At 57.0% G+C, this 27,000-nt stretch carries 20 protein-coding genes; 19 read left to right on the top strand and 1 reads right to left on the bottom strand.

Annotated features, from left to right (window positions below):
- Positions 1-4 precede the first annotated feature (4 nt).
- Both iroC and EDF73_RS06475 read left to right on the top strand, forming a co-directional pair.
- Positions 5-3,676 carry a salmochelin/enterobactin export ABC transporter IroC gene (gene iroC, locus EDF73_RS06480; RefSeq protein WP_132727325.1) on the top strand — a complete coding sequence of 1,224 codons (3,672 nt, stop codon included), beginning with the start codon at positions 5-7 and terminating at the stop codon, positions 3,674-3,676.
- Positions 3,677-3,798: 122 nt separating this feature from the next.
- Positions 3,799-5,046, top strand: a complete 1,248-nt coding sequence (locus tag EDF73_RS06475) for an alpha/beta hydrolase-fold protein (RefSeq protein WP_132727322.1) — start codon at positions 3,799-3,801, stop codon at positions 5,044-5,046.
- 144 nt (positions 5,047-5,190) lie between these two features.
- On the opposite strand, the gene EDF73_RS06470 is transcribed toward EDF73_RS06475, so the two are convergent.
- The gene (locus EDF73_RS06470) at positions 5,191-7,491 is read right to left on the bottom strand and encodes a TonB-dependent siderophore receptor (RefSeq protein WP_132727319.1); all 2,301 of its coding nucleotides are present in this window, start codon (positions 7,489-7,491) and stop codon (positions 5,191-5,193) included.
- Between the two features lie 1,346 nt (positions 7,492-8,837).
- On the opposite strand from EDF73_RS06470, the gene EDF73_RS06465 reads away from it, so the two are divergent.
- From EDF73_RS06465 to tssE, 17 genes are all read left to right on the top strand, one after another.
- A complete protein-coding gene (locus tag EDF73_RS06465; RefSeq protein WP_132728119.1) occupies positions 8,838-9,332 on the top strand; it encodes an SH3 domain-containing protein in 495 nt (164 codons plus the stop codon).
- Positions 9,333-9,356: 24 nt separating this feature from the next.
- A complete protein-coding gene (gene tssJ / locus EDF73_RS06460) occupies positions 9,357-9,863 on the top strand; it encodes a type VI secretion system lipoprotein TssJ (protein ID WP_132727317.1) in 507 nt (168 codons plus the stop codon).
- Positions 9,864-9,887: 24 nt separating this feature from the next.
- Positions 9,888-11,231, top strand: a complete 1,344-nt coding sequence (gene tssK, locus EDF73_RS06455) for a type VI secretion system baseplate subunit TssK (protein WP_132727315.1) — start codon at positions 9,888-9,890, stop codon at positions 11,229-11,231.
- A 17-nt stretch (positions 11,232-11,248) separates the two neighbouring features.
- The gene (locus EDF73_RS06450) at positions 11,249-12,487 is read left to right on the top strand and encodes a DotU family type VI secretion system protein (protein WP_165905658.1); all 1,239 of its coding nucleotides are present in this window, start codon (positions 11,249-11,251) and stop codon (positions 12,485-12,487) included.
- A gap of 2 nt (positions 12,488-12,489) precedes the next feature.
- A complete protein-coding gene (gene tssM, locus EDF73_RS06445; protein WP_132727309.1) occupies positions 12,490-16,110 on the top strand; it encodes a type VI secretion system membrane subunit TssM in 3,621 nt (1,206 codons plus the stop codon).
- A gap of 16 nt (positions 16,111-16,126) precedes the next feature.
- Entirely contained in the window at positions 16,127-16,834 is a 708-nt protein-coding gene (tagF, locus tag EDF73_RS06440) for a type VI secretion system-associated protein TagF (RefSeq protein ID WP_132727307.1), read from the top strand.
- Positions 16,835-16,845: 11 nt separating this feature from the next.
- Positions 16,846-17,859, top strand: a complete 1,014-nt coding sequence (tssA, locus tag EDF73_RS06435) for a type VI secretion system protein TssA (RefSeq protein ID WP_132727304.1) — start codon at positions 16,846-16,848, stop codon at positions 17,857-17,859.
- A gap of 75 nt (positions 17,860-17,934) precedes the next feature.
- Positions 17,935-18,459: a type VI secretion system contractile sheath small subunit gene (gene tssB, locus EDF73_RS06430; protein ID WP_132727301.1), complete on the top strand. Its 525-nt coding sequence runs from the start codon at positions 17,935-17,937 to the stop codon at positions 18,457-18,459.
- Positions 18,460-18,462: 3 nt separating this feature from the next.
- Positions 18,463-19,962: a type VI secretion system contractile sheath large subunit gene (tssC, locus tag EDF73_RS06425; RefSeq protein WP_132727298.1), complete on the top strand. Its 1,500-nt coding sequence runs from the start codon at positions 18,463-18,465 to the stop codon at positions 19,960-19,962.
- 62 nt (positions 19,963-20,024) lie between these two features.
- Positions 20,025-20,531, top strand: a complete 507-nt coding sequence (locus tag EDF73_RS06420; protein WP_132727295.1) for a type VI secretion system amidase effector protein Tae4 — start codon at positions 20,025-20,027, stop codon at positions 20,529-20,531.
- A complete protein-coding gene (locus EDF73_RS06415; RefSeq protein WP_132727292.1) occupies positions 20,528-20,956 on the top strand; it encodes a T6SS amidase immunity protein Tai4 family protein in 429 nt (142 codons plus the stop codon). The genes EDF73_RS06420 and EDF73_RS06415 overlap by 4 nt, the downstream gene beginning before the upstream one ends.
- Positions 20,957-21,133: 177 nt before the next feature.
- Positions 21,134-21,616 (top strand): type VI secretion system tube protein Hcp, encoded by a 483-nt coding sequence (locus tag EDF73_RS06410; protein WP_132727289.1) that lies wholly within the window; start codon positions 21,134-21,136, stop codon positions 21,614-21,616.
- 421 nt (positions 21,617-22,037) lie between these two features.
- Complete coding sequence (gene tagH / locus EDF73_RS06400; protein WP_132727286.1) at positions 22,038-23,831, top strand: type VI secretion system-associated FHA domain protein TagH; 1,794 nt, start codon at positions 22,038-22,040, stop codon at positions 23,829-23,831.
- Entirely contained in the window at positions 23,831-24,625 is a 795-nt protein-coding gene (locus tag EDF73_RS06395; protein ID WP_132727283.1) for a protein phosphatase 2C domain-containing protein, read from the top strand. Before tagH ends, EDF73_RS06395 begins: the two co-directional genes overlap by 1 nt.
- A 21-nt stretch (positions 24,626-24,646) precedes the next feature.
- Positions 24,647-25,636 (top strand): hypothetical protein, encoded by a 990-nt coding sequence (locus EDF73_RS06390; protein WP_132727280.1) that lies wholly within the window; start codon positions 24,647-24,649, stop codon positions 25,634-25,636.
- 9 nt (positions 25,637-25,645) lie between these two features.
- On the top strand, positions 25,646-26,440 hold the full coding sequence (locus EDF73_RS06385; protein ID WP_132727277.1) for a type VI secretion system accessory protein TagJ: 795 nt from the start codon (positions 25,646-25,648) through the stop codon (positions 26,438-26,440).
- Positions 26,437-27,000 (top strand): type VI secretion system baseplate subunit TssE, encoded by a 564-nt coding sequence (gene tssE, locus EDF73_RS06380; protein WP_132727274.1) that lies wholly within the window; start codon positions 26,437-26,439, stop codon positions 26,998-27,000. Before EDF73_RS06385 ends, tssE begins: the two co-directional genes overlap by 4 nt.

Genomic DNA, 27,000 nt, shown 5'->3' with positions numbered 1-27,000 from the left:
CTTGATGCCTGCATCACACTCTCCCATGCCTGCCCGCTCCTGGATAGTTCGTCTTGCCGGCGTGTGTTGGGAACGTAAGAAACTGAGCCTTATTGTGGTGGTGGCCTCGGTGGCGACGATCGTTCTTGCCGCCTTGACGCCGCTGCTGACCCGCCAGGCGGTTAACGATGCGCTGGCGGGCGACCCGACCCAACTGCCATGGCTCGCCTGCGGCCTGCTGCTGATTGCGTTTTTGGACTTCGTCGGCAACTACGTGCGCCGCGGATACGCCGGAGAACTCTCTCTTTGGGTTCAGCATACCCTGCGTGGAAGGGCCTTCGACAGCATCCAGAAACTGGACGGCGCCGGGCAGGATGCCCTGCGCACCGGACAGGTGATTTCGCGTACCAACAGCGATCTGCAGCAGATGCATACCCTGCTGCAGATGTGTCCTGTTCCACTCGCGGTGTTCACTTACTACGTCGCCGGTATCGCGGTGATGCTATGGATGTCGCCGGCGATGACGCTGATCGTCGTCGGCGTACTGACCTCTCTGGCCGTTACCGCGCTACGCGCGCGTCGCCGAGTTTTTGCCCAGACGGGGCTAGCCTCTGACAGACTGGCCCACCTGACGGAACATATGCGCGAGGTTCTGACCCAGATCTCGGTGGTTAAGTCATGCGTGGCGGAACTGCGCGAGACGCGCTGGCTGGATAGCCAGTCGCGGCAGATGGTTCGCGTACGCATCGGCGCTGCCATCTCCCAGGCGATGCCGGGCGCCACCATGCTGGCGCTGCCGGTGGTGGGGCAAATCGTGCTGCTCTGTTTCGGCGGATGGTCGGTGATGAACGGCCGCATCGACCTGGGAACGTTTGTTGCTTTCGCCAGCTTCCTGGCGATGCTAACCGGGCCAACCCGTGTGCTGGCTTCATTTCTGGTCATCGCGCAGCGCACGCAGGCTTCGGTAGAACGCGTTTTCTCCCTGATCGACACCCGGTCGCAGATGGCGGACGGGACGCAGTCTGTGAGCGGGCAGGTCGTCGGACTGGAGCTGGAGCAGGTTGGTTTCCACTATGGCGGCGGCGCGGGTGTTCTGCAGGATGTCTCATTTTCCCTGCGCGCCGGCGAGACGGTGGCGGTGGTGGGCGCGTCAGGTTCGGGCAAATCAACGCTGCTGATGCTGCTCGCGCGCTTTTACGATACCACCGCCGGAAACGTGTGGCTTAATACCACGGAGGGGCGGCAGAATCTTCGCGATCTCAAACTGGCAGAGCTGCGCCGCGCTGTTGGCGTCGTGTTTGAGGACGCTTTTCTGTTTGCCGGGACGGTGGCGGAGAATATTGCCTACGGTCATCCGCAGGCGACGGACGAAGACATCCGCCGCGCCGCCGACGCGGCCGGGGCGACCGCGTTTATCTCCGCATTACCGCAGGGGTTTAAAACCCGCCTCAGCGAGCGCGGCACCAATCTCTCCGGTGGGCAGAGGCAGCGTATTGCGCTGGCCAGGGCGTTAATCTCTGCGCCGGGCGTGCTGATTCTCGACGATACCACCTCGGCGGTTGATGCCGGCACCGAAGCGGAAATTAATACCGCACTGGGGCGCTATGCGGACGATCGGCATATGCTGCTGGTGATCGCACGTCGCCGTTCAACGTTGCAGCTGGCCCGCCAGATTGTGGTACTGGACAAAGGACGGGTGGTGGATATCGGTACGCAGGCGGAGCTTGCGGCTCGTTGCCAGACGTTTCGCGCGCTGATGTCAGGCGCAGGCGATTTTCTGGAGCCGCCCCCGGCTTCGCATGCCGAACTGTGGCCGTCAGCGCCCGCGGTGGACGACAATGAGGCACCAGAGATGCCGTCTGCCGGAGAGAAAGGCTTTGTGGCGCGCATGACCAGCGTGCCGGAGAACGCAGTGCAGCGGGCGCTGGCCGGTAAGGGGAAGCGGGTCGCGTCGCTATTGTCGCCTGTCGCATGGATGTTTGCTATTGCCGCATTGCTGATCGCCATTGATTCAGCGGCGGGCGTCGGCGTGCTGGTGCTCTTGCAGCGCGGCATTGATGCCGGCGTCGCCGCCGGAGATCTGTCCACGATCGGTATTTGCGCTTTGCTCGCGCTGTGTCTGGTGACCGTCAGCTGGTGTTGCTATGCCCTGCAGACGGTGTTTGCGGCGCGCGCGGCGGAATCGGTGCAGCATACGGTGCGCTTACGCAGCTTCGGACATCTGCTGCGGCTTGCCCTGCCTTATCATGAGAAGAATGTCGATTCCCGTCTTACCCGTATGACGGTTGACGTCGACGCGCTTGCCCGGTTCCTGCAAAACGGACTCGCCGGCGCGGCAACCAGCCTGGTGACGATTGTCGCCATTGCGGCGGCGATGTTCTGGCTCGATCCGATCCTGGCCTTGACGGCATTAGGCGCGGTTCCGGTCGTTATTCTGGCAACGTGGATCTACCGTCGCCTGAGCTCCCCAGCCTATGCCCAGGCGCGTCTTGAGATCGGTAAAGTCAACAGTACGTTGCAGGAGAAGGTATCCGGACTGCGGGTCGTGCAGTCTCACGGTCAGCAGGCGCAGGAGTCGGCCAGGCTGCAAGCGCTGTCGGATCGCTTCCGCGCCACCCGTGTGCGGGCACAAAAGTACCTTGCCGTCTACTTCCCCTTCCTGACCTTTTGTACCGAGGCGTCCTACGCTGCCGTCCTGCTGGTGGGCGCTACCCGCGTCGCCGACGGCGAGATGACCGCCGGCGTGCTGGCGGCGTTCTTCCTGCTGCTGGGGCAGTTCTATGGTCCGGTACAGCAGCTGTCGGGTATTGTGGACTCCTGGCAGCAGGCGACGGCCAGCGGTAAACATATTGATGAGCTGCTGGCGACCGAGGGCGCGGAGTCGGTCGAGCCGTCAGCGACGCCGTCGATCAGCGGCGCGCTTCATCTGGAGTCGGTGACGTTCCGCTATCCCGGCGGTGAGCGTCCCGCGCTGGATAAACTCACCCTTGCGATCCCGGAAGGCACGGTGGTGGCGGTGGTGGGGCGCAGTGGCGCGGGCAAGTCCACCCTGATCAAGCTGATTGCCGGGCTCTATGCGCCCACCGGTGGCCGGATCCGCGTCGGCGAACGCGGCGTCGATGAGATGTCGCTGGCTGATTACCGCGCCCAGGTGGGGCTGGTCGATCAGGATGTGGCGTTGTTTAGCGGCGATATCGCGGAGAATATCCGCTATGCGCGGCCGACGAGCAGCGATGGCGAGGTGGAAAACGCCGCGCGGCGGGCCGGTCTGTTTGACATCGTTCGTTCGCTGCCGCAGGGATTCCGGACGCCGGTCAATAACGGCGGCGCCGATCTGTCGGCGGGTCAGCGCCAGCTCATCGCGTTAGCCCGCGCTCAGCTGGTCAATGCGCACGTTCTGCTGCTTGATGAAGCCACGTCCCGGCTGGACCGGGCTAGCGAAGAGACGTTAATGACCTCGTTGTCCGAAGGCGCCCGCACCGAAGGGCGAACGGCGCTGGTGGTGGCACATCGCCTCACCACCGCGCGCCGCTGCGACCGGATTGCCGTCCTCGATAAGGGGCGCATTGCTGAATACGGCACGCACGATGAACTGATCGCGGCGGATGGTCTCTACGCACGCCTGTGGCATGATAGCGTTGGTCGCGACGGCATGGGCGGCCCGGCGTGCGAAACCGCGGGGGAAATGGTGGGATAAGCGTTCCGCACGGAGCGATAATTCCGCCACCTTAGGCATCAATAAACCAGGGTGACCGTTCTCTGAACGGCCACCCTGGTGCACAGAACAACACACCTTTTGAATGATAGGGAATGCTGAAAATGAGACACACCCCGCCCGTCGCGCCAGCGGATGTTGGTACCGCCGCCGCTCTTCTCAGGCAACTGGCCGAGGGCTCCCCACTGGACGTCTCTGAGTTCTGGCGCGACGTTGACGCGATGAATATGCCGCTGGTCACGGAGGTGGCCGGCGATCGCAATGCCCGCGAGGTGACTTTTCTGTGGCGCGCGGAGAGGCCGTTACAGGGGGTTTACGTGCGCCTGAACCGCGTGACGGATAAGTCCGACGTTGATAAAGGCCTCATGCGCCGCCTGCCGTCCAGCGATATCTGGATCTTAACCCTGCGCCTGCCGGCGACCTACTGCGGATCATATACGATCGTTGAAATTCCGCAGGGGACCCCGGCCGACGCGCTTTCCCAGCTGGGAGGGCGCTTCTCGCCGCTCTCCGGGCAGGCCGACCCGCTGAATAAGACGCCGGGGATTAACGTGCGAGGCGTCGAGCGGGAGTCCGTACTGGCCCTTGACCAGGCGCCGGCGCAAGATGAATGGGCGCGGGGGCCGCATTGTTTTTCCGGCAGCCTGAGCGTTTCCCAGCGCGCTATCGCCGGACGGAAGCGCCGCGTACGCCTATATCTACCGGATGTTCCCGCAGCCCAGCCTCTTGGCATGCTGGTACTGCCGGATGGCGAAACCTGGTTCGATCACGTCGGCGTGGCGCCGGCGATTGACGCCGCGATTAACAATGGCCGCATTCCTCCCGTGGCGGTACTCGGCGTGGATAACGTGGATGAGCGCGATCGTACCGAAATCCTCGGTGGACGCCGCGAGCTGGTGCTCGACATTGCCTGCCGCCTGCTGCCTGAGGTTATGGCGGAACAGGCGCATCGCTGTTGGGCGGGCCGTTCGCAGACCGTTCTGGCGGGGCAGAGCCTGGGCGGCGTGACCGCGTTGATGGCGGCCCGTCATGCGGCGGATACCTTCGGCCTGGTACTGTGTCACTCTCCATCGATGTGGTGGACGCCGGACGGCAGCGGTCGTCCTTTTCTGTTTTCCTCCAGCGATATCTCCTGGGTGAGCGAACATCTGCTCTCCGCGCCTCCGCAGACGGTGCGCGTTAGGCTATGCGTCGGATCCTTAGAGGGCTCGACGGTTCCGCACGTGCAGCAACTGCACCAGCGGCTGCTTGCCGCGGGCGTCGATAGCCGCTGCGCCATTTATACCGGCGGTCATGATTATGCATGGTGGCGGGGCGCCCTCATCGACGGCCTGGCCCTGCTGTCGTCGTAAGGGGTTCCGCGGACCCTGACAGGTCACGCAACAGAATGGTGTATTCCCGGAAGCGGGCTGAGTGAGGATTAGCCTGTCGTGATGGCAGAAGAGCGGCGGCAGGGGAGACCCGTCCGCCGCCTTATCTGTCACGCTATGCTGTTATCAGAAGTGCAGTCCCACCTGCATGTAGTAGGTACGCCCGGGTTCGTTATAGGTATTTGCCCCGGCGCCCCACAGCCAGGCGCCCGTGGTGGCGTTGCCGGTACTCTGGGCGTTACCTTCGCGGAAGTGGCGCTTGTCGAACAGGTTATCGATCCCCGCCGTCACGTCGAGGTTCTTCGTCACGGCATAGGTTGCGCTCATCCCCACCAGCGCATAAGGCGATACCTGACGGGTTTCGCTGCCTGACGTTGGAACTCCCTGATAATTATATTTTTTCGGTTTCTGCCGACCGTACCATGTCAACATCCCCTGCACTGACAGATCGTTGGTGGCCTGCCACTCCAGCGTCGAGTTGATGGTGTATTTGGGAATCACCGACAGGTAATCGCCGTTCTGCTTGTTTTTGTTCTCGATAATATAGGTGAAGTTGTTGTTCATCTTCAGCGTGTCGGTGATCGGGAAGTTGAAGGTTCCTTCCAGCCCCTGTACGACCGCTTTGGGCACATTTTCCCATTGATAGATATTGGCGGTGCCGTTGTTGGTTGTTGGCGTGTAGCCGGCTTCAACCTTGTCATGATAGTCGTTACGGTACCAGGTCAACCCGGCCTGCACGTCGTCATGGTTGTATTCAATGCCGATCTCTTTATTGACGCTGGTTTCCGCTTTCAGGTCGTTGTTACCCTGCAGGTAGCAGGCGCCGCCGCCGTAGCAGCCCTGGCCTTTACTGTAGAGCAGGTAGTTAGGGTTGGTCTGATACAGGTTTGGCGCTTTCCACGCCCGGGCGATGCCGAGCTTCAGCGTGAAGTCGCTGCCCAGCTCCTGGGAGAGGTTCAGCGCCGGGCTCCAGTTACTGCCGCTGATGTTCTGGTGGTTGAAGCGGATGCCTGGGGTCAGGCGGGTCGTGTCGGTCAGCTCGATGTTATCTTCGGCGAAGATGCCATAAATATCGGCTGAGCTGTATTTGCTCCGATCGGTGTCGGCAATCCCGGGAACCGAGCCGCCGCCGCTGGTGGATTCGGTATTCGATGCGGGATCTTTCATCGCCTGGTGGTTAAACTCCGCGCCGAGGGTCAGAGTCTGGTTGACCCACAGATCAAGCGGGATATTCACATCCGAGTGCAGGTTGGTGTCATACAGCGTAATGGTCGAAAACCCTTCATTGGCAGGGCTGAAAATCCCCGCGATACCGCCGGAAAGGCCCTCGTTGAGTCGGGTATTACGCGTTTTTTCAAACTGCACGTAGTTATTGGTGGTGACGCCGCTGTCCCAGGCGCCGGTATATTTCAGGTTAAGGGTCTGGCGGTAGAGAACGTTGGTTTCTTTGCCGTAATATTTTTTCACCAGCGCATTGCTGTTGGTGTTTTGCGTGTCACCGGCGTAGAGGTTGCCCTGGCGACTGTAGCCCGCCCCCAGCTCCAGCGCCTGCATTGGCATAAATTCCCAGCGCAGAACCGAATTGATGTCCTTATTGATAAAGCCTTCACGGCCGGAAGGATAGGTACCGGCGTAAGTCCCGGTACGCGGAGTCGTATGGCTTTCGTTGATATCCTGGGCATCGGCCTGGGTTTTATTCCAGTTACCGTAGAGGCGCAGGGTCAGGTTATCGGCCAGCGCGCCGCTTAAGCTGCCGTTGTAGCGTTTGGTGCTGCCTTCAGATTTATGCTGCGGAACGTTGTAATAGGTGTTGAAGCTGCCGTGCCATTCGTCCGTGGCGGGCTTAGTGATGATATTCACCACTCCGCCCATTGCGCCGCTGCCGTACATTGCTGCAGCCGGGCCGCGAATGACCTCGATGCGCTCGATCATTTCCGGCGGCACCCAGTTGGTATCGCCGCGGGTATCGCGTTCATCGCTCCAGCCGTAGCGCACCGAGTTGCGGCTGGAGACCGGCATGCCGTCAACCAGGATCAGAGTATTTTCGGGGCCCATGCCGCGGATATCAATCTGGCGGTTATTTCCGCGCTGCCCGCTATTTGAGTTACCCGTGAGGTTAACGCCCGGCATGGTGCGGATAATTTCAGCGACGTCGCGCTGAATGGGGTGTTTTTTGATGGCCTCGCTATCAATGATGGAGACCCCCGGCGCCTGCAGCGTTTGCTCTTTGGCCGTTACGACCATGGTTTCGTCATTATTTTGGCTTTTGTCGCGGAGAACCTGTTTTTCATCAGGGTGACTGCCGTTTGGTTGTGCTGCTTTCTGGTCCGTCGCTGTATTGGCTTCATCTGCCTGTACCGCAGGAATTGCCAGACACCCCGCGATGAGCGATCCCAAAAGCGAGTATTTAAATGTATTTTTTATCATAATATTAACCACTTGCCATTGTTAAGAAAAAAAAGACGCGCAAATAATTTATTGGCAATGGTTATCATTTGCAACAAATTAATGATAATCATTATCGTTTGATCGGCGGGAGAGTGCGGAGATTTTCCGCAACCGGGTATTTAACAGATAAAAATCTGCCTGATATTTAAAGAAAATTAGCAGAGCTGCACCGGTGCAGAACAGGGAAGAGGAGATGAAACACCGCGTCCTGCATGTTGCATCAGGTTTGCTGCATAAGCTGTTCTGGCATACAGGCAATCTGCGGCAGCGGGGGGCATCCGTGCAGCCAGAATTGGGCCTGGATAAACGCGATCGCTACGATCGGCATATATCGCATGGGTCTGGCATTTCTCTAATGCTCTGAACCATCCTCAGAAATGCACTCAGAGGAAGGTCGCCAGGGATTTGTAACGTTTACAGGAGAGAAGTGGTTTACATTGCGGGTACCGTCAATGATCTGGATGACTCACGCCGATAATTCAGCATGAATGCTTCGACTTCTATCGCATCGTCGGCGTGAGGCGCCTTAGAGGATGAGTAAGAGGCGCTGATGATGAACGCCATACCGAGCCTGCCAGGTTCATAACTTATGATTGCTTAATGAGAATGATATTGAAGCCTTCCCACCGCCGCTACCAGTCAGTTCTCGCTCAATAACTTCGTTCTGATGTTTTAATACCCCTCTTTTGCGAAGGAGAACCTGAATCTGTTAATAGCTCAGGTAACCAGGCATGTTTTATTTATGTCACCCCTCATTGTTGTGGATGTATAAAAACCAGGCATGTTGTGGACGTTAAAACATGTATTTTCAAGCTGTGTTTTAATTGGCTTACCCTACCAAATATGGGGGTGTGATGTCAGGGGATGATTTTTTGGGATTATTCTCATTTTATGTAAATGGATATTTCTGACTGGGGTGTTGATTAATTTTAAATTAATTAATGGCCAATTAAGTGTTAATAATCAATTGGTTGAAAATTGATTATGATGGCGCCAGTCGTTTGTTTAAATCGGGTTGAGGCAGCGGCTTCGCGCGCCGGGGAATCCATTAATGAGATAAATCCTAAATGTTGTTGCGCTGTAATGGAATTGTGTTCTCGATCTATTTGTTGAGTTGAATTGACCGTCTCGTTCTGTAAAATTGTGTGGCGATAGTTAATGAAATGTAATGGTTGACAGGGGCTTTGTACGCAAAGACTCGTGCGGTAGCCATGTCTGTTGCCAGCAAAAATGACCTTTTGCCTTCGGTGGATAAGGATATTAAAACGACCTGTTGGCCGCTAAAAATATCTTTATATAATAATAGAGTTGCGATGGAAAAGCAGATGAAAATGCGAATGTTTGTAGCCGCCATAATTGCGGTCGGCCTGGCTGGGTGTGAAGCTCCGCCGAAGCCACAAATTACCGATGATACAATTGAAACGAGCCAGATTAATGGCGTGACGCTAACCCACCGACATATCGTTGTGCCGCCGACTGAATTCACGCCGATTAACGCTGCATATCGTGCGCTATATTCCGCCGCGGTTATGAGTCGTCCAGGATATGGCGGGAAAGTGATTGTTCAGTTAGTTCCAGGCGCAAACTATATTGCCCTCGGTCAGGCGGAAGGCTCATGGATTGCATTGGCTAATGATGGTCAGACCGATCTTATCGGCTATGCTCCGGCCAATGCCGTCGTGAAAAGTGAGCTCTATGATAAAACCATAAACGAGCAGTCAAAGCGCCCAAAAGCGCGCAAGAAAGCGACCTGCGTGAACGTTGATGGTAATACCAAAGCCTGTAAAAACGGCAATAATGGTACCTGGATTCTGGATTAATCCCGCCTTTACGAGCGACACCGTATGAACAATAACTCTTATTTTCGCCGGGGCTTTCTGGCGTTTTATTGGTTTATTTTTGCATTGATTAGTGGTTGTGGCTCGTCTTCACACAGCGACCCCGCCCGATACAATCTTCGATTTCAGGCCCACCCGCAAATTAACAGTTCTGCGCCGTTGAAGGTCAGAGTGTTATTGCTGAAATCTGATGCTGAATTCATGTCCTCAGATTTCTACTCCTTACAGAATAACGCGCAGACGGTACTGGCTGCCAACCTGCTTAATAGTGATGAGTTTTTCCTGATGCCGGGGCAGCTATCCAGGACCCTGAGCGGGCAAAATTCGTCAGAGGTGCGTTATATCGGGGTTATGGCGGAATACCAGTCTTTAGATGGTAAAAAGTGGCGCATATCCCTCCCCCTTCCCGATCCGGGTGAAACACCTTTCTGGCAGTTCTGGAAACTGTCGACGAATGAACTGCAGGCAAGTCTTTATCTTGACGTAAATGGGATCCGCGTCGTCAAGCAATAACGCGAGTTCTTACAGGAAATTAGCATGAATAAAGCAGAAAAAGTGGTCTGGACAGAAGGTATGTTTTTACGTCCGCATCACTTCCAGCGGGCGGAGAGCTACCTGCAAAACCACATTCGCGAGTGGGGCGGCCTGCAGCGGGCTTATCTTTGGGGCTTTCTCGATTTTGAGCTGGATGAAGCCATGTTACGCCAGGGATGCGTCGCGCTGAGCTCTGCCAGCGGTCTGTTACCTGACGGAACGTTCTTCCAGTTCCGCGACAGTCGCCAGGGACCGAAGCCATTGACGGTCGCGGATAATACTGCCGGTGAAAAAGTGGTTCTGGCGCTACCGGTGCGCCGCAGCGGACGTGAAGAGGTTATCTTCAGCGAAGAAAAGGATTCGCTGGCGCGTTTTCTCGCCTTCGAGCAGGAGGTGGCGGACGATAATGCGCTCTCCGTCGGTGACGCTACCGTACAATTTGGCCGTCAGCGTCTGCAACTGATGCTGGAGAAGGATTTAACGGCTGAATGGACCGCGATTGGCGTCGCCTTTATTGTTGAAAAACGCAATGACAATCATGTTCGTCTGGACAATGGCTATATCGCGCCCATGCTAAACGGCACGAATCATCCGCTACTCTACGGCATGGTTAACGATCTGCACGGTCTGCTGGCCCAACGCAGCCAGCAAATCGCCGGTCGTCTGCGCCAGCCCGGGCGGTTTAATACCTCGGAGTTAATTGAATTTACCTTGCTGTCGCTGGTGAACCGTCATCTGGGACACCTCGCACATCTTAAAAACCTGCCGCTGATTCACCCCGAAGCACTGTGGAATAGCTGGCTACCCTTTGCGAGCGAACTGGCGACCTGGACCGCCCAGAGAACGCTGGAAGGGACATTACCGGTGTATGACCACGACGATCTGGCGAGTTGTTTCGGCAAGCTGGTGCTGCTGTTGCGTCAGGGGCTATCGATGGTGATGGAAGAAAATGCGATTCAGCTACCGCTGACCGAACGTTCACATGGCCTGAATATCGCCACCGTTCCGGATACCAGCATGGTGCGTGAGTTCGGCTTCGTCCTGGCGGTAAAAGCCAGCGTACCGGGAGAAATGCTGCAAACGCACTTCCCTGCGCAGATGAAAGTCGCACCGGTGACTAAAATTCGCGATCTGGTACAACTCCAGCTGCCTGGGCTGATGCTACGCGCGATGCCCGCCGCGCCGCCGCAAATTCCCTGGCACGCAGGTTATAACTACTTCGAGCTGGAGAAGGGGGGGGAGCTCTGGAGTGAAATGGAAAAATCAGGCGCTTTCGCTCTTCACCTTGCGGGTGAATTCCCGGGCCTTGATATGGAGTTTTGGGCTATCCGTAGTCCGACAGAATAATAAAGCGAGCGCTCATTATGCAGGAACAACAGGCCCCCGGTAGCAACCCCTCCGGTAGCGGAACAAGTGGCAATAATCCCCTGGTTGCGGCCGCCAACCCTTTGCTAAATGCGATACCACAAATCCGCCACTCCGTATCCCATGACGATCAGGCCGGGCTGCGTCAGCGGCTGATTGACGAAATCCGTCGTTTTGAAGTGCGATGTCAGCAGGCCGGATTGCCCTATGAAGTGATCGTTGGTGCTCGCTACTGCCTGTGTACCGCCCTGGATGAAGCGGCGGCCCTCACTCCGTGGGGAAGCCGCGGGGTGTGGTCCGGCGGCGGCCTGCTGGTGACCTTCCATAATGAAACCTGGGGCGGGGAAAAATTTTTCCAGCTGCTGGCGCGGCTGTCGCAGAACCCCCGCGAACACATCAATCTGCTGGAGCTCATCAACTACTGCCTGCTGCTCGGCTTTGAGGGGCGTTACCGGGTAATGGATAACGGCCGCACGCAGCTGGAAACCATTAAGCAGCGGCTGTGGCAGATGATCTGCGGCGTGCGCGGTAACTATGCGCCGCCGCTTTCCGTGCACGGTGAAGACCGGCCGGTACTACGCAAATTGTGGCGACCTGTCGTGCCGCTTTGGGCCTGCGTCGCCCTGGCCGGATTTGTCGCCTGCCTTTTTTACATCATTCTTAACTGGCGATTGGGTGACGGGACCAACCCGGTACTGGCGAAAATTTATCAAACCCCGCTCCCGGAAGCCTCTATCCAGCAGCCGGCGGAAAAACTACCGGCGGTGCTGAACCTGCGCGGCTTCTTGCGCCCTGAAATCGATGCAGGGCTGGTGGCGGTACGCGATGAAGCCGATCGCAGCGTGGTTATCCTGAAGGGCGATGGACTGTTCGCTTCCGCCTCGACGGTCGTACGCGATCGCTATGATAGGGTTATTGATCGCGTCGCGCAGGCAATGGATAACGTCAGCGGGCGAATACTGGTGGTGGGATACAGCGACAACGTGCCGATTCGCAGTGCGCGTTTTGCCTCCAACTATGAGCTCTCGCTGGAGCGTGCCCGCTCGGTACAGAAACAGCTGCAAAAACACCTATCGCAACCTGAGCGGGTGAAAGCCGAGGGGCGCGGTGAAATGAACCCGATTGTCCCCAACACGACCCCTGAGAACCGCGCCCGTAACCGCCGCGTGGAAATTACTCTGCTGGTGTCGCCAGATAACACCCAGGCTGAGCTGAACGGATTGCCCCAAGGAAATTAAGGATGCTGACACTTCTCCTTTCCATACTGACCAACCGACTGCTGTGGGGCTTCCTCGGCGCCACGGCTGTTGCGGCGGTAATCTGGATGATTGGACCGCTGCTGTCCATCGTCGATACCCGGCCGCTGGAATCTGAACAAAACCGCGCGATTACCATTGCGGTGGTCTACCTCCTCTGGGCGCAAAGCCATATTGTTCCACGCCTGTACAATGCCTGGCTCAATCGCAAACTGATGGACAATTTGCAGGAAGAGGGCAAACAGCCGGCATCTGGGGAGCCACAGCAGCGTCTGAACAGTGAGGATCAGATCCTCGCTGAACGGTTTGACGAAGCCGCGCAGATGCTGAAAAAAGCCCATTTCAGCAAAGCCGGCAGTAGCCATGCGCAATGGACCCAGCGTTTCAGCACCCAATATCTTTATCAGCTTCCGTGGTATGTGATTATCGGCGCCTCCGGCTCCGGGAAAACGACCGCACTGGCCAATTCAGGGCTGCAGTTCCCGCTGGCCGACCGCTTTGGTAAAACGGCGCTGCGCGGAATTGGCGGCACTCGTCACTGCGACTGGTGGTTTACGAACGAAGCCGTTTTGCTGGATACCGCCGGGCGTTACACCACCCAGGAGAGCGAGCAGGCTCAGGATGCCGCTGAATGGCTGAAATTTATCGGGCTGCTGCGCAAATATCGCCGTCGCCAGCCAATCAATGGTGTGGTGGTGACGATCAGTATTTCCGACCTGCTGAGCCAGTCAACAGAAGCATCGCGGCAGCAGGCGGTCAACCTGCGCCTGCGCCTGTCGGAGCTGCATGAGCAGCTTGGGATCCGCTTCCCGGTATATGTGCTGGTGACCAAGGCGGATCTCTTAAAAGGCTTCCGCGCCTGGTTTGCCGGCTACGATAAAGCGCAACGCGATCAGATTTGGGGGTTCACCTTTCCCTGGGAGCAGGCAAAACTGGCCGACTTCGATCTGATGGGCAGCTTTGCGCAGGAGTTTTCTTTGTTGCAACAGCGGCTGGAGGCCGGCCTGCCGGAAACCATGCTGAAAGAGCATGATGCAAAAACCCGTGCCGAAGCGTGGCTGTTCCCGCAGGAGTTTGCCGCCTTGCGTCCGTTGCTGGCTGACTATCTGAGTACCGTTTTTGCGCGGTCCAATTTCGAAACGGAATTCTCCCCGCGCGGCATCTATTTCGCCAGCGGGACGCAGGAGGGGCTGCCGTTCGACCGGGTGATGGGCGAACTTAATCGCTCGCTCTCACTACCCGAGGTGAATGAGAACGACAGCTGGGATTCGGTCAGCAAAGAGGCACCGATCCCCGGCGGGAAAGGGCAGAGCTACTTTATCAAGAATCTGCTGCAGAACGTGATCTTCCAGGAGGCGGGCATTGCCGGGCAAAACCGCTGGTGGGCCCTGCGCAACCGGGCGTTAATCTGGTCCGGGTATGCGGTATTGGCCGCACTGCTGGTGATTCTTTGCGGCCTGTGGTTAACCAGCTATGGCAAAAACAAAGCCTATCTGCAGGAGGTGCAGGCTAAGGTCCCTCCGCTGGAGCAGCAAAGTAAACAGCTGCAGTATCCTGGCCAGAACGACCTGTTTGCGATGCTACCTCTGCTCAACGGGCTGATTGCGCTTCCGCAAAGCGCCGGGTTTGATGTTAACGATCCGCCGCTCACCCGTCGTATGGGGCTGTATCGCGGCTATGACGTTAGCGACGCTGCGCAGACGCTTTATCAGAAAGCCTTGCAACAAATGCTGCTGCCTCAAGTCGCAATGCGCATAACCACCTGGCTGCGTAATGACAACGGCAGCGATGTGGAATACAGCTATGAGGCGTTGAAAGCCTATCAGATGCTGTATCAACCCAAACAGTATGACGGGAAGTTCCTGCTTTCCTGGATCATGCTGAACCTGCAGCGCAATTTACCGCAGAACATCACCCAGGCGCAGCTACGCCAGCTTGAAGGGCACCTGGCTCAGTTGCTGGAGCCGCAGATACAGTCTTCGCCGTACGCAAAAGACGATGCTCTGGTCGCCAGGGAGCGCGCGCTCATTAACCAGCAGCCTTTATCGACCCGCGTTTACGGGCGGCTCAAGCGGCTGCTGGAACATGACGACAATCTTAAACCGATCTCTCTGGCCACTCTCGGCGGCCCGCAAAGCGAACTGGTGTTCTCGCGTAAAAGCGGGAAATCTGTCAGCGACGGCGTGCCGGGGCTGTATACCCCGGATGGCTACTGGAAGGTATTCAATCAGCAAATCGATAACGTCACCAGCGCCCTGCACGATGATGATGCATGGGTACTGGGCGCCACGACGGCACAGGAAGATAAGCCACAGACCGACAATGCGGTCCGCCAGCTGTATATCCGCGATTTTATTGCCAACTGGGATAGCTTCCTTGCCGATATTCAGCTTAATAACAGCGCCGATCTGTCGTCGCGGATTAATACTGCTCGTCTGCTTTCAGCCAGCAATTCGCCGTTACGCCGTCTGGTGATCAACCTGAGTCAGGTATTGACGCTGTCGCGAGCGGAGCCGGATGCCGGGCAGGGGGCAAAAGAAGAGACGGGGAACCGGGCAACCCGTACCCTTGAAGCGCTGTTCCGCAACGATGACAACCGTTCAGCGCAAGGCGCCGCTATGGCCCAGACGCCGGAGCAGCTGGTTACCGAACATTATGCGCCCCTGATCGAACTGGCTCAGCCGCTGGAAAAAGGCAGCAAAACTATCGTGTTTGATGACTTTCTCAAGCAGGTGGATGAGCTGTATCGCTACCTGACCGCGGTGCAGGATGCGGCTAATAGCGGAATGCAACCGCCGGGCGGCGAGGCGATCGGTCGCTTACAGGCCAGCGCCGGGCGTCTGCCGGGCGGGTTACAAACGATGTTCAGTAAGATGGCGGTCGGTGCCAGCAGCGATACGCAGCGCCGCGATCTCGACAACGTCCGCAAGCGTATTAATGTTGAAGTCGGCGGCTTTTGCCGTCAGGCGATTGCCGGTCGCTATCCGCTGGTGCGCAACGCCAGCAGTGAAGTGACGCCGGATGACCTGGCCCGGATGTTCGCGCCGGGTACCGGGATGATGGACACCTTCTTCCGGGACAATCTGACCAACAAAGTGGATACCACTCAGGCCAACTGGCGCTTTATGCCGGGTATTGACGGGAAAACGTTGCCGGGAAGCGAAGGGTTGCTGCGTCCGTTCCAGCAGGCCCAGTCGATTCGCGACGCGTTTTTTGCCAACGGTGCGACCACGCCGTCATTCAAAGTGACCGTACGCACCATCAGGATGGATAACCGCATTCTTAACCTGACCCTGGATGTCGACGGCCAGCAGCTGCGCTACAGCCATGGCCCGCAGGCGGTGCAGATGATGAGCTGGCCTGGCCCTGGGGGGACCAACCAGGTGCGGATGCAGCTCGGCCTTGCCGATGGCACCACCTCGACGCTGGTAACCGGCGGTGCCTGGGCGCTTAACCGTTTCTTTGATAAAGCACGTACTGCGCCGGGCAGCAGCAGTTTAAGCCGTCAGGCGACGTTCAACGTTGATGGCTACGCGGTCACGCTGGAATTTGCGCCGAACAGCATTCGCAATCCGTTCCAGCTTCCACGTTTCTCATGTCCATAACCGCAAGGAAAGCCGAATGACGAACTCCCCTGCGATGAGCTGGTACGGAAAATTACCCAGTGCCGGCGATTTTTTACAACGTCGCTTCCCGGACATCCTGGTTCGCCAGTGGTCGCAATGGTTCCAGGTTGGCCTGCTGGCCTGGCAACAGGAGCAGCAGCGTAGCGGTAAGCGGCAGTTCAGCAACGCGCCGGTATGGAATTTCATCGTACCGCCGATGCTGAGCGGGCAAATGGTTCAGATGGGTTGTCTGATCCCTGGCCGTGACAGAGTGGGGCGCCAGTATCCGATCTGTGCGCAGATAGCCTTTAATCCGCTGTCCTGGTCACCACAAATACTGGCGCAGGCCGGGGGATGGTATCAGCTGGTTGGACGTATTTTGCTCCATGCCGTCCGCAATGGTTTCTCCGCCGAGCAGTTGGATCAGGCGCTGCTGGCCATTCCGGCTCCGCGAATGGTGGCCCCGGAACAGCGCTCGGAAATCCTGGATGTGATCGGCTATGAAACCGGTGACCAAAGCCCCCTTGGCTGGCAACAGGCGGCGGAATGTTTCGATCCGCAGCGACAGACCAGTTTCTGGTGGACCAACCGCGGAGACGGTTACCCGCTTTATACCCATGTTCACAGCGGAAACCTGACCGGGCAGCTGTTTACGCTGTTATTCGACCCCGCCGGTGGGGCAAGACCGGGGCGGCATGGTCTCTATCCGCCGATGTTTGAATAAGCAGGTATGCAATGAATATTGACGATTTTCTCGCTCCGGTATCGCCGGAGCAGCCCTGCGGGGACAATCTGGAATATGACGCCGATTTTCAGGCCATGGAACAGGCCAGCCAGGGGAAAGCCGAGCAGCAATTTGGCGACACCATTATTCCGGCCGAGCCGGCGGACTGGACCACGGTAGAAAAGCTGGCCGTTAGCCTGCTGGGGCGGACCAAAGATCTGCGCGTCATGCTGGCGTTAACCCACGCGTGGACCAAACGCCGGGGGCTGGCCGGCTACGCGGATGGCCTGCTGCTGGTGCAGCAGGCCCTGTCGCTCTACTGGCCGCAGATGTATCCGCTGCTGGAGGAGTTCGGCGAGACCGATCCCTTTTATCGTATCAACGCCCTGGCAGGAATGAGCGACAAATCTGAGCTGACCACTGCGCTGCGTAACGCCATGCTGTTGCGCAGCAACGGCGATGAGCTGACGCTGCGCGATGCGCAGGCGCTGCTGGATGGCAGTAAAACAGAATGCGCCGGTTATCCCGGCGGGCGTTCGCGATTGATTGATGAACTGGCGCGTGGCGGCCAGCCGGGAATTGAGGCCATCCTCGCCATTCATCAACGTCTGCAGACCATTCGTGAACTGCTGGTGGGCTATCTCAGCGAAAGCGGAGTCCCGGAAATGGAACAGTTGCAAAAGACCGTCGGCGTGGTCGCGAGCGCCTGCCAGGTGACTGACATCTCGGCCTTTCATTCCCCGCGTGAAGAGCTCGTTGTCAGTGAACAGGCCGTGACGCCTGGCGCATCAACGGCGCAGTCGGCTGTCGATTGGCGTAGCGCGCAAATCACGACCCGCGCTGAGGCCCAACTGATGCTGGAAAAGGCGAAGCAGTATTTCTCCCAACATGAACCCAGCCATCCTGCGCCCTTGATGATTGAGCGGGTTCAACGGCTAATTGAACTTGATTTTATGGACATTATTCGCGATCTGGCGCCGGACGGCGTCCATCAGCTGGAAAATATTTTTGGACGTCGCGACTGACGCATCCAGGTATTATGGCGACAGGCATAAGGTCTGACGCTCAACCTTTACCGCGCATCTTCGATGGAGAACATCATGGCAATAAGTAAGAGTGGGCAGAAATTTATCGCACGTAACCGTGCCCCCCGCGTACAGATCGAGTACGACGTAGAGATTTATGGTGCGGAACGCAAAATCCAGCTTCCGTTTGTGATGGGCGTCATGGCCGATCTGGTCGGTAAACCGGTAGATAACCAGCCTTCTGTCGATGAGCGTAAGTTTCTGGATATCGATATCGATAACTTCGACGAACGCATGAAAGCCCTGAAGCCGCGCGTGGCGTTCCAGGTTGACAATACGCTGACCGACGAGGGCAAGCTGAACGTCGATCTGACCTTCGAGAGTATGGATGACTTTCTGCCGGATGCTATTGCCCGCAAGGTTGAGCCGCTGAACAAGCTGCTGGAAGCGCGAACTCAGCTCTCCAACCTGCTGACCTATATGGACGGTAAAAACGGTGCGGAAGAGCTGATTGCTAAAATTTTGCAGGATCCCACGCTGCTCAAATCCCTGAGCCAGATGCCGAAACAAGATGACAGCGCGAAAGGTAGCGAGGAGTAAGCGATGAGCAACCCGACTCAACAACATGAACACCAGTCCGGCCAGGCGTTCAGCCAGGATGAATTCAGCGCGCTGCTGAGTAAAGAGTTCCGCCCGAAGACTGACCAGGCGCGCTCGGCAGTGGAAAGCGCGGTAAAAACGTTGGCGCAACAGGCGCTGGAAAACACCGTGACGTTTTCCAACGACACCTACCGTACCATTCAGAATCTGATTGCCGGGATTGACGAGCAACTCTCCCGCCAGGTGAACCAGATTATCCATCACGACGAGTTCCAGAAGCTGGAAAGCGCATGGCGCGGGCTGAATTATCTGGTCAGCAACAGCGAAACCGATGAGATGCTCAAAATCCGTTTTATGAGCATCTCTAAACAGGAGCTGGGCCGTACCCTCAAGCGTTATAAAGGGGTGGGTTGGGATCAGAGTCCCATCTTCAAAAAAGTTTATGAGCAGGAGTATGGCCAGTTCGGTGGCGAACCGTTTGGCTGCATCGTCGGCGATTATTATTTCGATCATGGTCCGCAGGATGTGGAGCTGCTCGGCGAAATGGCACGCATTGGTTCGGCCGCTCACTGCCCGTTTATCACCGGTACCGCGCCGGGCGTCATGCAAATGGAGTCCTGGCAGGAGCTGGCGAATCCGCGCGATTTGACCAAAATTTTCCAGAACACCGAATACGCCGCCTGGCGTTCGCTGCGTGAATCGGAAGATGCCCGCTACCTGGGGTTGGTGATGCCGCGTTTCCTCTCCCGGCTGCCATACGGTATTCGCACTAATCCGGTGGATGGTTTTGATTTTGAAGAGCAGACCGACGGTGCGGATCATAACAACTACGCGTGGGCGAACTCTGCCTATGCGATGGCGGCCAATATCAACCGCTCGTTCAAAGAGTTTGGCTGGTGTACCTCTATTCGCGGCGTGGAATCCGGCGGTGCGGTGGAAAATCTGCCGTGTCATACCTTCCCGAGCGATGATGGCGGAGTCGATATGAAATGCCCGACGGAAATCGCTATCAGCGACCGTCGCGAAGCGGAGCTGGCGAAAAACGGTTTTATGCCACTGATTCATCGCAAAAACTCAGATTTCGCAGCCTTTATCGGCGCGCAGTCGCTGCAGAAACCGACGGAATACCACGACGCCGACGCCGCCGCTAACGCACGCCTGGCAGCCCGTCTGCCTTATCTGTTTGCCTGCTGCCGTTTCGCCCACTATCTGAAGTGTATCGTTCGCGACAAAATCGGTTCTTTCCGCGAACGCGACGATATGGAGCGTTGGCTGAATGACTGGGTGATGAACTACGTCGACGGCGATCCGGCGAACTCCTCGCAGGAGACCAAGGCGCGTAAACCGCTGGCCGCTGCGGAGGTCCAGGTCGCCGAGATTGAAGACAATCCGGGTTACTACACCGCCAAGTTCTTCCTGCGCCCGCACTACCAGCTGGAAGGGCTGACGGTTTCCCTGCGTCTGGTGTCGAAGCTGCCGTCGCTGAAGACGAAAGATGCGTGATAACTGCCGCCGGGAGACCATGCCCGGCGCTGGCTTTATAGCATGGAAGTTTGAGGGGAAATATGATTGCGCGACCTTCGTTCGTTGCTGCCTGGGCGGCGGCGACACGTATTTACGATGCAAATGATTCTATCGGCAAAGTTAAGCAAGTTATCGGTGGTAAGGTAAGGCACAACTTCGAAATACCGGAAGAGAAGGGCGGGTGGTCAAACAGTTGCGCCGTTCGCATGAGTTATGTTCTGAATTATACCGGGCACTCCGTGCCGCGTATTTCAAATCTCACGGTATCCGGTGCTGATAACAAATGGTACTTCTACCGCGTAAAGGATGTCATTGCCTGGCTGACTCGTCAGTGGGGTAAACCTGACATGATCGTGAGTTATCCGTCTTTACCCGTTCAGCAATTGGCCAACAAAAAGGGCGTAATCCTGTTTGAGGTACAAGGCTGGAGTGACGCCGCGGGGCATGCCACATTCTGGAATGGTTTAACCTGTTCGGATCACTGTTATTTCAATGCGCCGGATACAAATTACACAACGACCAAAGCCAATTTTTGGGAGTTGCCATGAAAAAAATAATTGCTAGTCTGCTATTGCTTACCAGTTCAGCCTCGGTTTATGCAACTGACGATCCGGTGTTATTTTTAAAAAAACTCCCTTATAAGCAGGTCGTCAAAGACGTTGTTCTTTCTCGCTGCCTGGCGCAAGTCTCTGATGATAAAAGCCAGTTTTCTGTGGATGCTGCCCGTAGTGGTAATGCGTTACTGGAATGGGTGCCTTTCGATATTGATAATGGTAATGACAAAATTAATATCCTCATTGATAAATACAAAGGGGCAACCAATGCGTTTCATTCCGAGAGAAAACCAGCAGTACAAGGTGTGACCTTAAACTGTTTACGCCTTTATCACAGCGATGAGCTTAATGAACTGGTGCCACAATTAATTATTGGAAATCCTGAACACACCTGGATTCAGGATAACCCGAAAGAATAAAGACTTCACATTTCTTAATCTATTTAGAAAGGAGTGTCAAGACTGTCAAACGACATCAGCCGTTTGATTTGAGGCAGAGGTAAAATATGGATGGTTTTATTCAGCCCCATGCTTTCCTGTTTGCCATATAAGCGCTTTTTCGAAAGCAATAATTGTCATTAACGAAGAGTAGATATTATGGCTATTGATATGTTCCTGAAGATCGAGGGTGTTACCGGTGAATCGAAAGATTCTAATCACACCGGCTGGACTGATATTACCTCTTTTTCCTGGGGAGCTTCCCAGCCGGGTAATATGAGCGTTGGCGGCGGCGGCGGCGCGGGTAAAGTGAATTTTAACGATCTGCACGTGAACGCGCTGATTGATAAATCCACGACCGCTATCCTTAAGCACTGCTCCAGCGGAAAACACCTGACTAAACTTGAGCTCTCCGTGTGCAAAGCCGGTGGCCAGCAGGTTGAGTACGCGCGAATTACTCTGGAGGACGTGCTGGTGACCTCCGTGCAGTACACCGGTGCCGACAATGGCGATACCGTTGGTGTGACCTATGCTTTCCAGGCTGCGAAAGTCAAACAGCAGTACTGGGAACAGACTTCAGCAGGCGGTAAAGGTGCTGAAAGCAGCTCTGGCTGGAATATCAAAGAGAACAAAGAAGCATAATTGCTGGTCGGGCCAGGGATTTTCCCCGGCCCTTATCTGCCGGCAAGGAAGATAACATGGCAAGTTTGCAGGAGGGGGCGTTCGGCCTCTGACTATCGGTGAAATCGCGTTGGCACGATCTGTTTTCGGTGACGCAATAAAATACTCCGAAGTAAAAGTGCATAATAAAAGCTATCTAAATACCCGGCAATGTCACCAATGGCGCGGTATTCCATGGCAAGCCGGGGAATATGATGTTGCGCTTAAAGTGACGGGTAAAAACGAATCGATTCGCTACGCCGCTCGGTTTGTATTAGAAAAAAACACATCAGGGCAATTTAACATTTCACAGAGTGAATAGTATTTGTTACCCCCAAACGCCGCCGTTCTTATTTCGAGAGCGGCAGCGTTTGAGCGCTAATCATACCAGCAGGAATACGCTATGCGATTCACGATTATTTCGACCAAAGACGGTCACCAGCCGCCGCAGAGCAGCTGCGATTTTTATGCCCCGGGCGGCACTATTGGCCGCGGAAGCGACAATAATCTGGTGCTGCCGGATAACGACCGCGCCATTTCACGTCTGCAGGCGATTGTTCACGTGGCGGCCGACGGCGAATGCCGGATCACCAACCGCGGTAACGTCACCCGGGTGGTGCTCAACGATATCCCGCTGGAGCGCGGGCGCCAGGTTGAACTGCAGGACGGCGATCTCCTCTCTATTGATGAATACCGGATTAAAGTGAGCGATCTGCTTCAGGACACCCGGCCGATGAGCCATATGGCCGCTGGCGAACCGCCACAGGTGAACGCTCGTCCGGTTACAGAATCAACGCCGCAATCTGTGCGTGCCAGGACGGAGAGTATGCCGACGGCGGTGCCAGCGGAAATCTGGGACAGCCTGATGCAGGAGTTTTCCATTTCCGACAGCATCTCCAGTAACCGGGTGAAACCGCAGCCAGCGGCGGCGCATAATCCTTTTGACGAGCCGCAGGCCGCGGAACGTAACCCGGAAGATCCGCTGGCGATGTTCAACGACAGCGAATCGCCGTTTGTCCGTGAAAACATGGCGACTGACAAATTGTTTGCTGATGACACGCCGTTTAACAGCGACGGCATCTTTGCCGATCTCACGCCGACCACGCTGGTCCCGCCGGTGGAATCATCGGTCGAACCGATGATCAAAGGAAGCGAGGAAGAGCTGGATCCGCTGGCACTGTTTGCCGGGGGGGCGACGACGAAAGCGGCGCGTAACGACGATCCGCTGGGGCTGATGGGGGGGGCGCCGCTGACGCCGGTTGAAGCTTTTAGTGCGGCAGAAACGCCCCTCGCGCCACAGCCTGAAGCTTCCTCGGAGCCGGATGCCGCTTTTGACTCCCCGCTGTGTATGCAACAACCGTCGCCGAAGCCGCCTGCCGTGCAGCAGCAAGAGCAGTTGCAAGATGCGCTTCACGCCTCGCCGACGCCGGGAGAGCGCGAAGCGGCAGAGGCTATTCCGTTGCCTACCCCGCAGGCGGTGGTGCGCCACGCCGCGCAGACGCCGAAAGGGCGCCTGCGCATCGACCCCGTAAGCAACGCGTCACCGGCTGACTCCCGGCAGCAGCCTGCAAACGGCGATGTTCTGCAGGGCGAATTACTGGAAGCGCTGCTGGAAGGAATGGGGCTGGGGGATATGCAGCCGGTCCCGCAGTTCGACCGCGAAAATATGCGTCAGCTGGGACAAATGCTAAGCATGTTCTCCCAGGGGACCGTAGCGCTGCTCTCCTCCCGCTCGATTCTGAAACGCGGCGTCAAAGCCGATATGACCATGGTGCTGGATGATGCCAATAATCCGTTCAAACTGCTGCCATCGGGGAAAACGGTACTGATGCAGATGTTTGGCGCGCGGATGCCGGGCTTTATGCCGCCGAAAAAAGCGGTGCGCGATGCGCTGATCGACCTGCAGGCGCACCAACTGGGGATGATTTCCGGGATTCGCGCCATTATCGCCGCCATGCTGCAATCCTTTAATCCGGAGCAACTGGAGGAAGAGGCGAAACGCGATGGCGCCACCTCGCGGCTGGCGCTCCCGGCAAGCCGCAAGGCCGCGCTGTGGGACTATTTTGTCCGTACCTATGGTGAAACCGCCGGTGAGATTGAAGATGATTTTCACACCCTGTTTGGCGAAGCGTTCCTCTATGCGTATGACATGGAAGTGAATCAGTACAAGGACTCACAGAGCGGATCGGAAGAATAATGGACATTACAACGGCCTCACTTTCCCGCCAGGGGACGCGCGCCAGCAACCAGGATCAGACCGGGGAAAACGTCGGCGATCGTTCCGCCTGCTTTGTGGTGTGCGACGGCATCGCCGGCCTTCCCGGGGGCGATGTTGCCGCGGAACTGGCGCGGAATGCCATTCTGACCCGTTTTGATGGTGAAAATCATCTCAATGCGCAGACCATTCGCGAATATGTCCAGGCGGCGAATCGCGCCATCCTCAACGAGCAGCGCGCGACGCCGGATTACCGGCGAATGGGGACCACGCTTGTCAGCCTGTTTATCGATCGTGATTACAAGCTGGCCTACTGGGCACACGCTGGAGACAGCCGTCTGTACCTGTTTCGCCGCGGCTGGCTATACCACGTCACCACCGATCATAGCCTGGTGCAACAGATGAAAGATGCCGGGCACCAGACCGACGAAATCAACAGCAACCTGCTGTATCGGGCGCTGGGCATGGCCAGTGAAGGGCCGGAAGCCAGCTATAGCGATGTCGTGCCGGTGGAAGATGGCGATGCCTTTTTACTCTGTACCGACGGTTTCTGGCACTGCGTGGGGGAAGAACAGATGAAATCATCCCTGCAGATGGTGAACACCCCGCAGGAATGGCTAACCTTGATGAACCAAATTATTCAGAAAAACAACGAAGGCGCTCAGGCTTCGCAGGATAACTACAGCGCCGTGGCGGTATGGATGGGGAGTCCGGAGGAGGCGACGTTATTGCATTCGCTCTCGGACGCCGCTCAGTTTTTCCCTCTGCGGGATTGATACAGGCTTACAAGGATTTTTATGAAACTTTGGTTAATGGGCGCGGCGCTGCTCGCCGTCACCGGCGTTACCCAGGCGGAAAACTACCGGATCGTGCAATCGCCTTCGCAAAAGCTGGACGTCTGGATCGATAACATTCAGGGCAACGCCCCGCAGAACTGGTGTGCCAACGAACTGGCGCTGCGCATTGTCGCCAATGGCAACAAAAACGTGAAGGTACTGGCCAACTTTTTGCCGCGGGTAGGTACGCTGCTGGAGCATCAATGCGCGCGTTTACAGCAGGTGAACTGGACGCTGGTGGACGCCAGTAACGGACATATTGCGCAGGGGACCGCGGCAAAAAATAAAAAATGGGCGGTGCAGGTCTCCGCCGATACTGCGGCTGCGCCTCCTCAGGCGCCTGCCGCCCCGGCGCTATTGCCGCCAGCAGATAAAGCTGAAGCGCTCTCTGCCGCCGCCGACCGTACGCCGTGGCAGGAGTTTACCCTGATAGACGGCTGTCGTCTGCGAACCTTCTGGCAGGATAGCGCGAATGCTCCGGCGCTGTTCATTCCGGCGGGCGCGTCGGGAAGCTGCGAGAAAGGCGGTTGGTTGACGGGACGCTATGTGATTAGCCAGCTGAACGACGGCGCGGAGAAACAGAGTACCGTCACCTTTGTCCATGGCTTCCCGGTCATCGGGCTCAATGAGGCCGTTGAACCGAACAAGCTGCTGATTACCGCCGTGAATAATCAACGCATGGTGGTCAGTCACGAACAGGCCACCCAGAGCTGGATGATTCTGCCCTACGTTTCCGCGCAGAACGGCTGGCGGATGGACGGCACGCTGGCGATTGAAATTTCTGCTGAACAGGCCAACGACGCCGCCCGCCTGCAGGCGCGCGTTGATGCGGTGCGCAAAGTCTGGACTCCGTGGCTGGCACCAGAGACCAAATTAAACGTGGTGCTCATCGATGGGCTGCATCCTCTGTTACGTAACCCGGCGGCGAGCGCCTACCGCGCAGCGCATTAAGGAGCGCCTATGAACACGCTTTATCAACGGCTGGCGGGCGAGTCCGTCGCCTCTGCGCTACAGCGCCTGGAAAATGAGATCAAAGCGCATCCCGCAGACGCCGATCTGCGGGCGGCGTTTGTGCAGTTTCTGTGCCTCAGCGGTAACTGGTCGCGAGCGCAGAGGCAACTGAAAAGCTGGCTGGCGCTGAAACCGCAGGCCCGGCCTACCGTTACCTTGCTGGAACACACCCTGCAGGGGGAACAACAACGCGCTGAAGTGCTGGCTGGCCGGGCGCAGCCACACATGCCTGAACACCCGTGGCCGTGGCTGGCGACGCTGGTCTCGGCGCTGGCTCAGCCGCCGGAAGCGGCTCATCAGCAGCGGCTTCATGCGTTTGAAGAGGCGGAAGCTAACCCCGGCGAACTCGGGTTCCCGGAAGGTCAGGCGCAGCCGTTTGCCTGGCTGATGGACGGCGATGCCCGTCTGGGGCCGGTTTGCGAGGTTATTGTTAACGGTCGTTACTTCTGGTTGCCGTTTAGCGCCATCGCGGAGATCCGTTTTCAGGCTCCGGCCAGCGTTACCGACCTGGTGTGGCGGCATGCGCTGGTGCGTTTGCGTGATGGCAGCGAACAGGTCTGCCAGATCCCGGCGCGTTACCCTCTGACCCCGGCATCAGAAGAACGTTTTATGCTGGCCCGGGCGACGGAGTGGCAGGCGCTGGATGAGGAGGGGATGTTGTATCAGGGACACGGACAGAAAGTGTGGCTCAACGATAGCGCAGAGTTCCCGCTGCTGACGTTAGAAGTGGTGACCTTTGAATGAATAAATCGCTTCGCGATGGCGATGTTCTGCTCAGCGGCTGGCAGGCGCGCAGTAAAAAAGAGACGGTGGGCGCACGGGATAAAATGCAGCCTTCGCTGCTTGATCGCCTGACGGACAACCACCCGCAGACGCAGCAAGAGTCGGTTAACAGCAATTTGATTACCCACACGACCTTGCGTCGTCACGTATTGCGCGATCTTCAATGGCTATTTAACACCATCAACCATAGCGACCCGCAGACGCTGGCCGAGCTGGCGCACGTTCGCCGTTCGGTTGTCAACTTCGGCGTTGCGCCGCTGGCCGGGAAGCGGATGTCGGATATTGAATGGCAGGATATTCAGCGCAAATTAACCGAAGCCATTCTCAACTTTGAACCGCGCATCCTGCCACAGGGGCTGCAGGTGCGCTGCGTTTCCGATCCCCGCTCGCTGGATCTGCATAACGTGCTGTCCATCGAGATTAAGGGGCGTTTGTGGTGCGTACCGTACCCGCTGGAGTTTTTGTTTCGTAGCGATGTGGATCTTGAGAATGGTCATTTTGAATTAAAAGACGCGGGGTAA

It is taken from the genome of Klebsiella sp. BIGb0138 (assembly GCF_004342285.1).
Taxonomy (GTDB): Bacteria; Pseudomonadota; Gammaproteobacteria; order Enterobacterales; family Enterobacteriaceae; genus Klebsiella.
Note: the sequence above shows the minus strand (reverse complement) of the source record. Positions and strands in the feature narration are given on the sequence as shown.

What these genes read in the sequence shown, in the direction of transcription:
- iroC (WP_132727325.1), top strand. Translation starts at nt 5, where the DNA reads ATGCCTGCATCACACTCTCCCATGCCTGCCCGCTCCTGGATAGTTCGT.
- EDF73_RS06475 (WP_132727322.1), top strand. Translation starts at nt 3,799, where the DNA reads ATGAGACACACCCCGCCCGTCGCGCCAGCGGATGTTGGTACCGCCGCC.
- EDF73_RS06470 (WP_132727319.1), bottom strand. Translation starts at nt 7,491, where the DNA reads ATGATAAAAAATACATTTAAATACTCGCTTTTGGGATCGCTCATCGCG.
- EDF73_RS06465 (WP_132728119.1), top strand. Translation starts at nt 8,838, where the DNA reads ATGAAAATGCGAATGTTTGTAGCCGCCATAATTGCGGTCGGCCTGGCT.
- tssJ (WP_132727317.1), top strand. Translation starts at nt 9,357, where the DNA reads ATGAACAATAACTCTTATTTTCGCCGGGGCTTTCTGGCGTTTTATTGG.
- tssK (WP_132727315.1), top strand. Translation starts at nt 9,888, where the DNA reads ATGAATAAAGCAGAAAAAGTGGTCTGGACAGAAGGTATGTTTTTACGT.
- EDF73_RS06450 (WP_165905658.1), top strand. Translation starts at nt 11,249, where the DNA reads ATGCAGGAACAACAGGCCCCCGGTAGCAACCCCTCCGGTAGCGGAACA.
- tssM (WP_132727309.1), top strand. Translation starts at nt 12,490, where the DNA reads ATGCTGACACTTCTCCTTTCCATACTGACCAACCGACTGCTGTGGGGC.
- tagF (WP_132727307.1), top strand. Translation starts at nt 16,127, where the DNA reads ATGACGAACTCCCCTGCGATGAGCTGGTACGGAAAATTACCCAGTGCC.
- tssA (WP_132727304.1), top strand. Translation starts at nt 16,846, where the DNA reads ATGAATATTGACGATTTTCTCGCTCCGGTATCGCCGGAGCAGCCCTGC.
- tssB (WP_132727301.1), top strand. Translation starts at nt 17,935, where the DNA reads ATGGCAATAAGTAAGAGTGGGCAGAAATTTATCGCACGTAACCGTGCC.
- tssC (WP_132727298.1), top strand. Translation starts at nt 18,463, where the DNA reads ATGAGCAACCCGACTCAACAACATGAACACCAGTCCGGCCAGGCGTTC.
- EDF73_RS06420 (WP_132727295.1), top strand. Translation starts at nt 20,025, where the DNA reads ATGATTGCGCGACCTTCGTTCGTTGCTGCCTGGGCGGCGGCGACACGT.
- EDF73_RS06415 (WP_132727292.1), top strand. Translation starts at nt 20,528, where the DNA reads ATGAAAAAAATAATTGCTAGTCTGCTATTGCTTACCAGTTCAGCCTCG.
- EDF73_RS06410 (WP_132727289.1), top strand. Translation starts at nt 21,134, where the DNA reads ATGGCTATTGATATGTTCCTGAAGATCGAGGGTGTTACCGGTGAATCG.
- tagH (WP_132727286.1), top strand. Translation starts at nt 22,038, where the DNA reads ATGCGATTCACGATTATTTCGACCAAAGACGGTCACCAGCCGCCGCAG.
- EDF73_RS06395 (WP_132727283.1), top strand. Translation starts at nt 23,831, where the DNA reads ATGGACATTACAACGGCCTCACTTTCCCGCCAGGGGACGCGCGCCAGC.
- EDF73_RS06390 (WP_132727280.1), top strand. Translation starts at nt 24,647, where the DNA reads ATGAAACTTTGGTTAATGGGCGCGGCGCTGCTCGCCGTCACCGGCGTT.
- EDF73_RS06385 (WP_132727277.1), top strand. Translation starts at nt 25,646, where the DNA reads ATGAACACGCTTTATCAACGGCTGGCGGGCGAGTCCGTCGCCTCTGCG.
- tssE (WP_132727274.1), top strand. Translation starts at nt 26,437, where the DNA reads ATGAATAAATCGCTTCGCGATGGCGATGTTCTGCTCAGCGGCTGGCAG.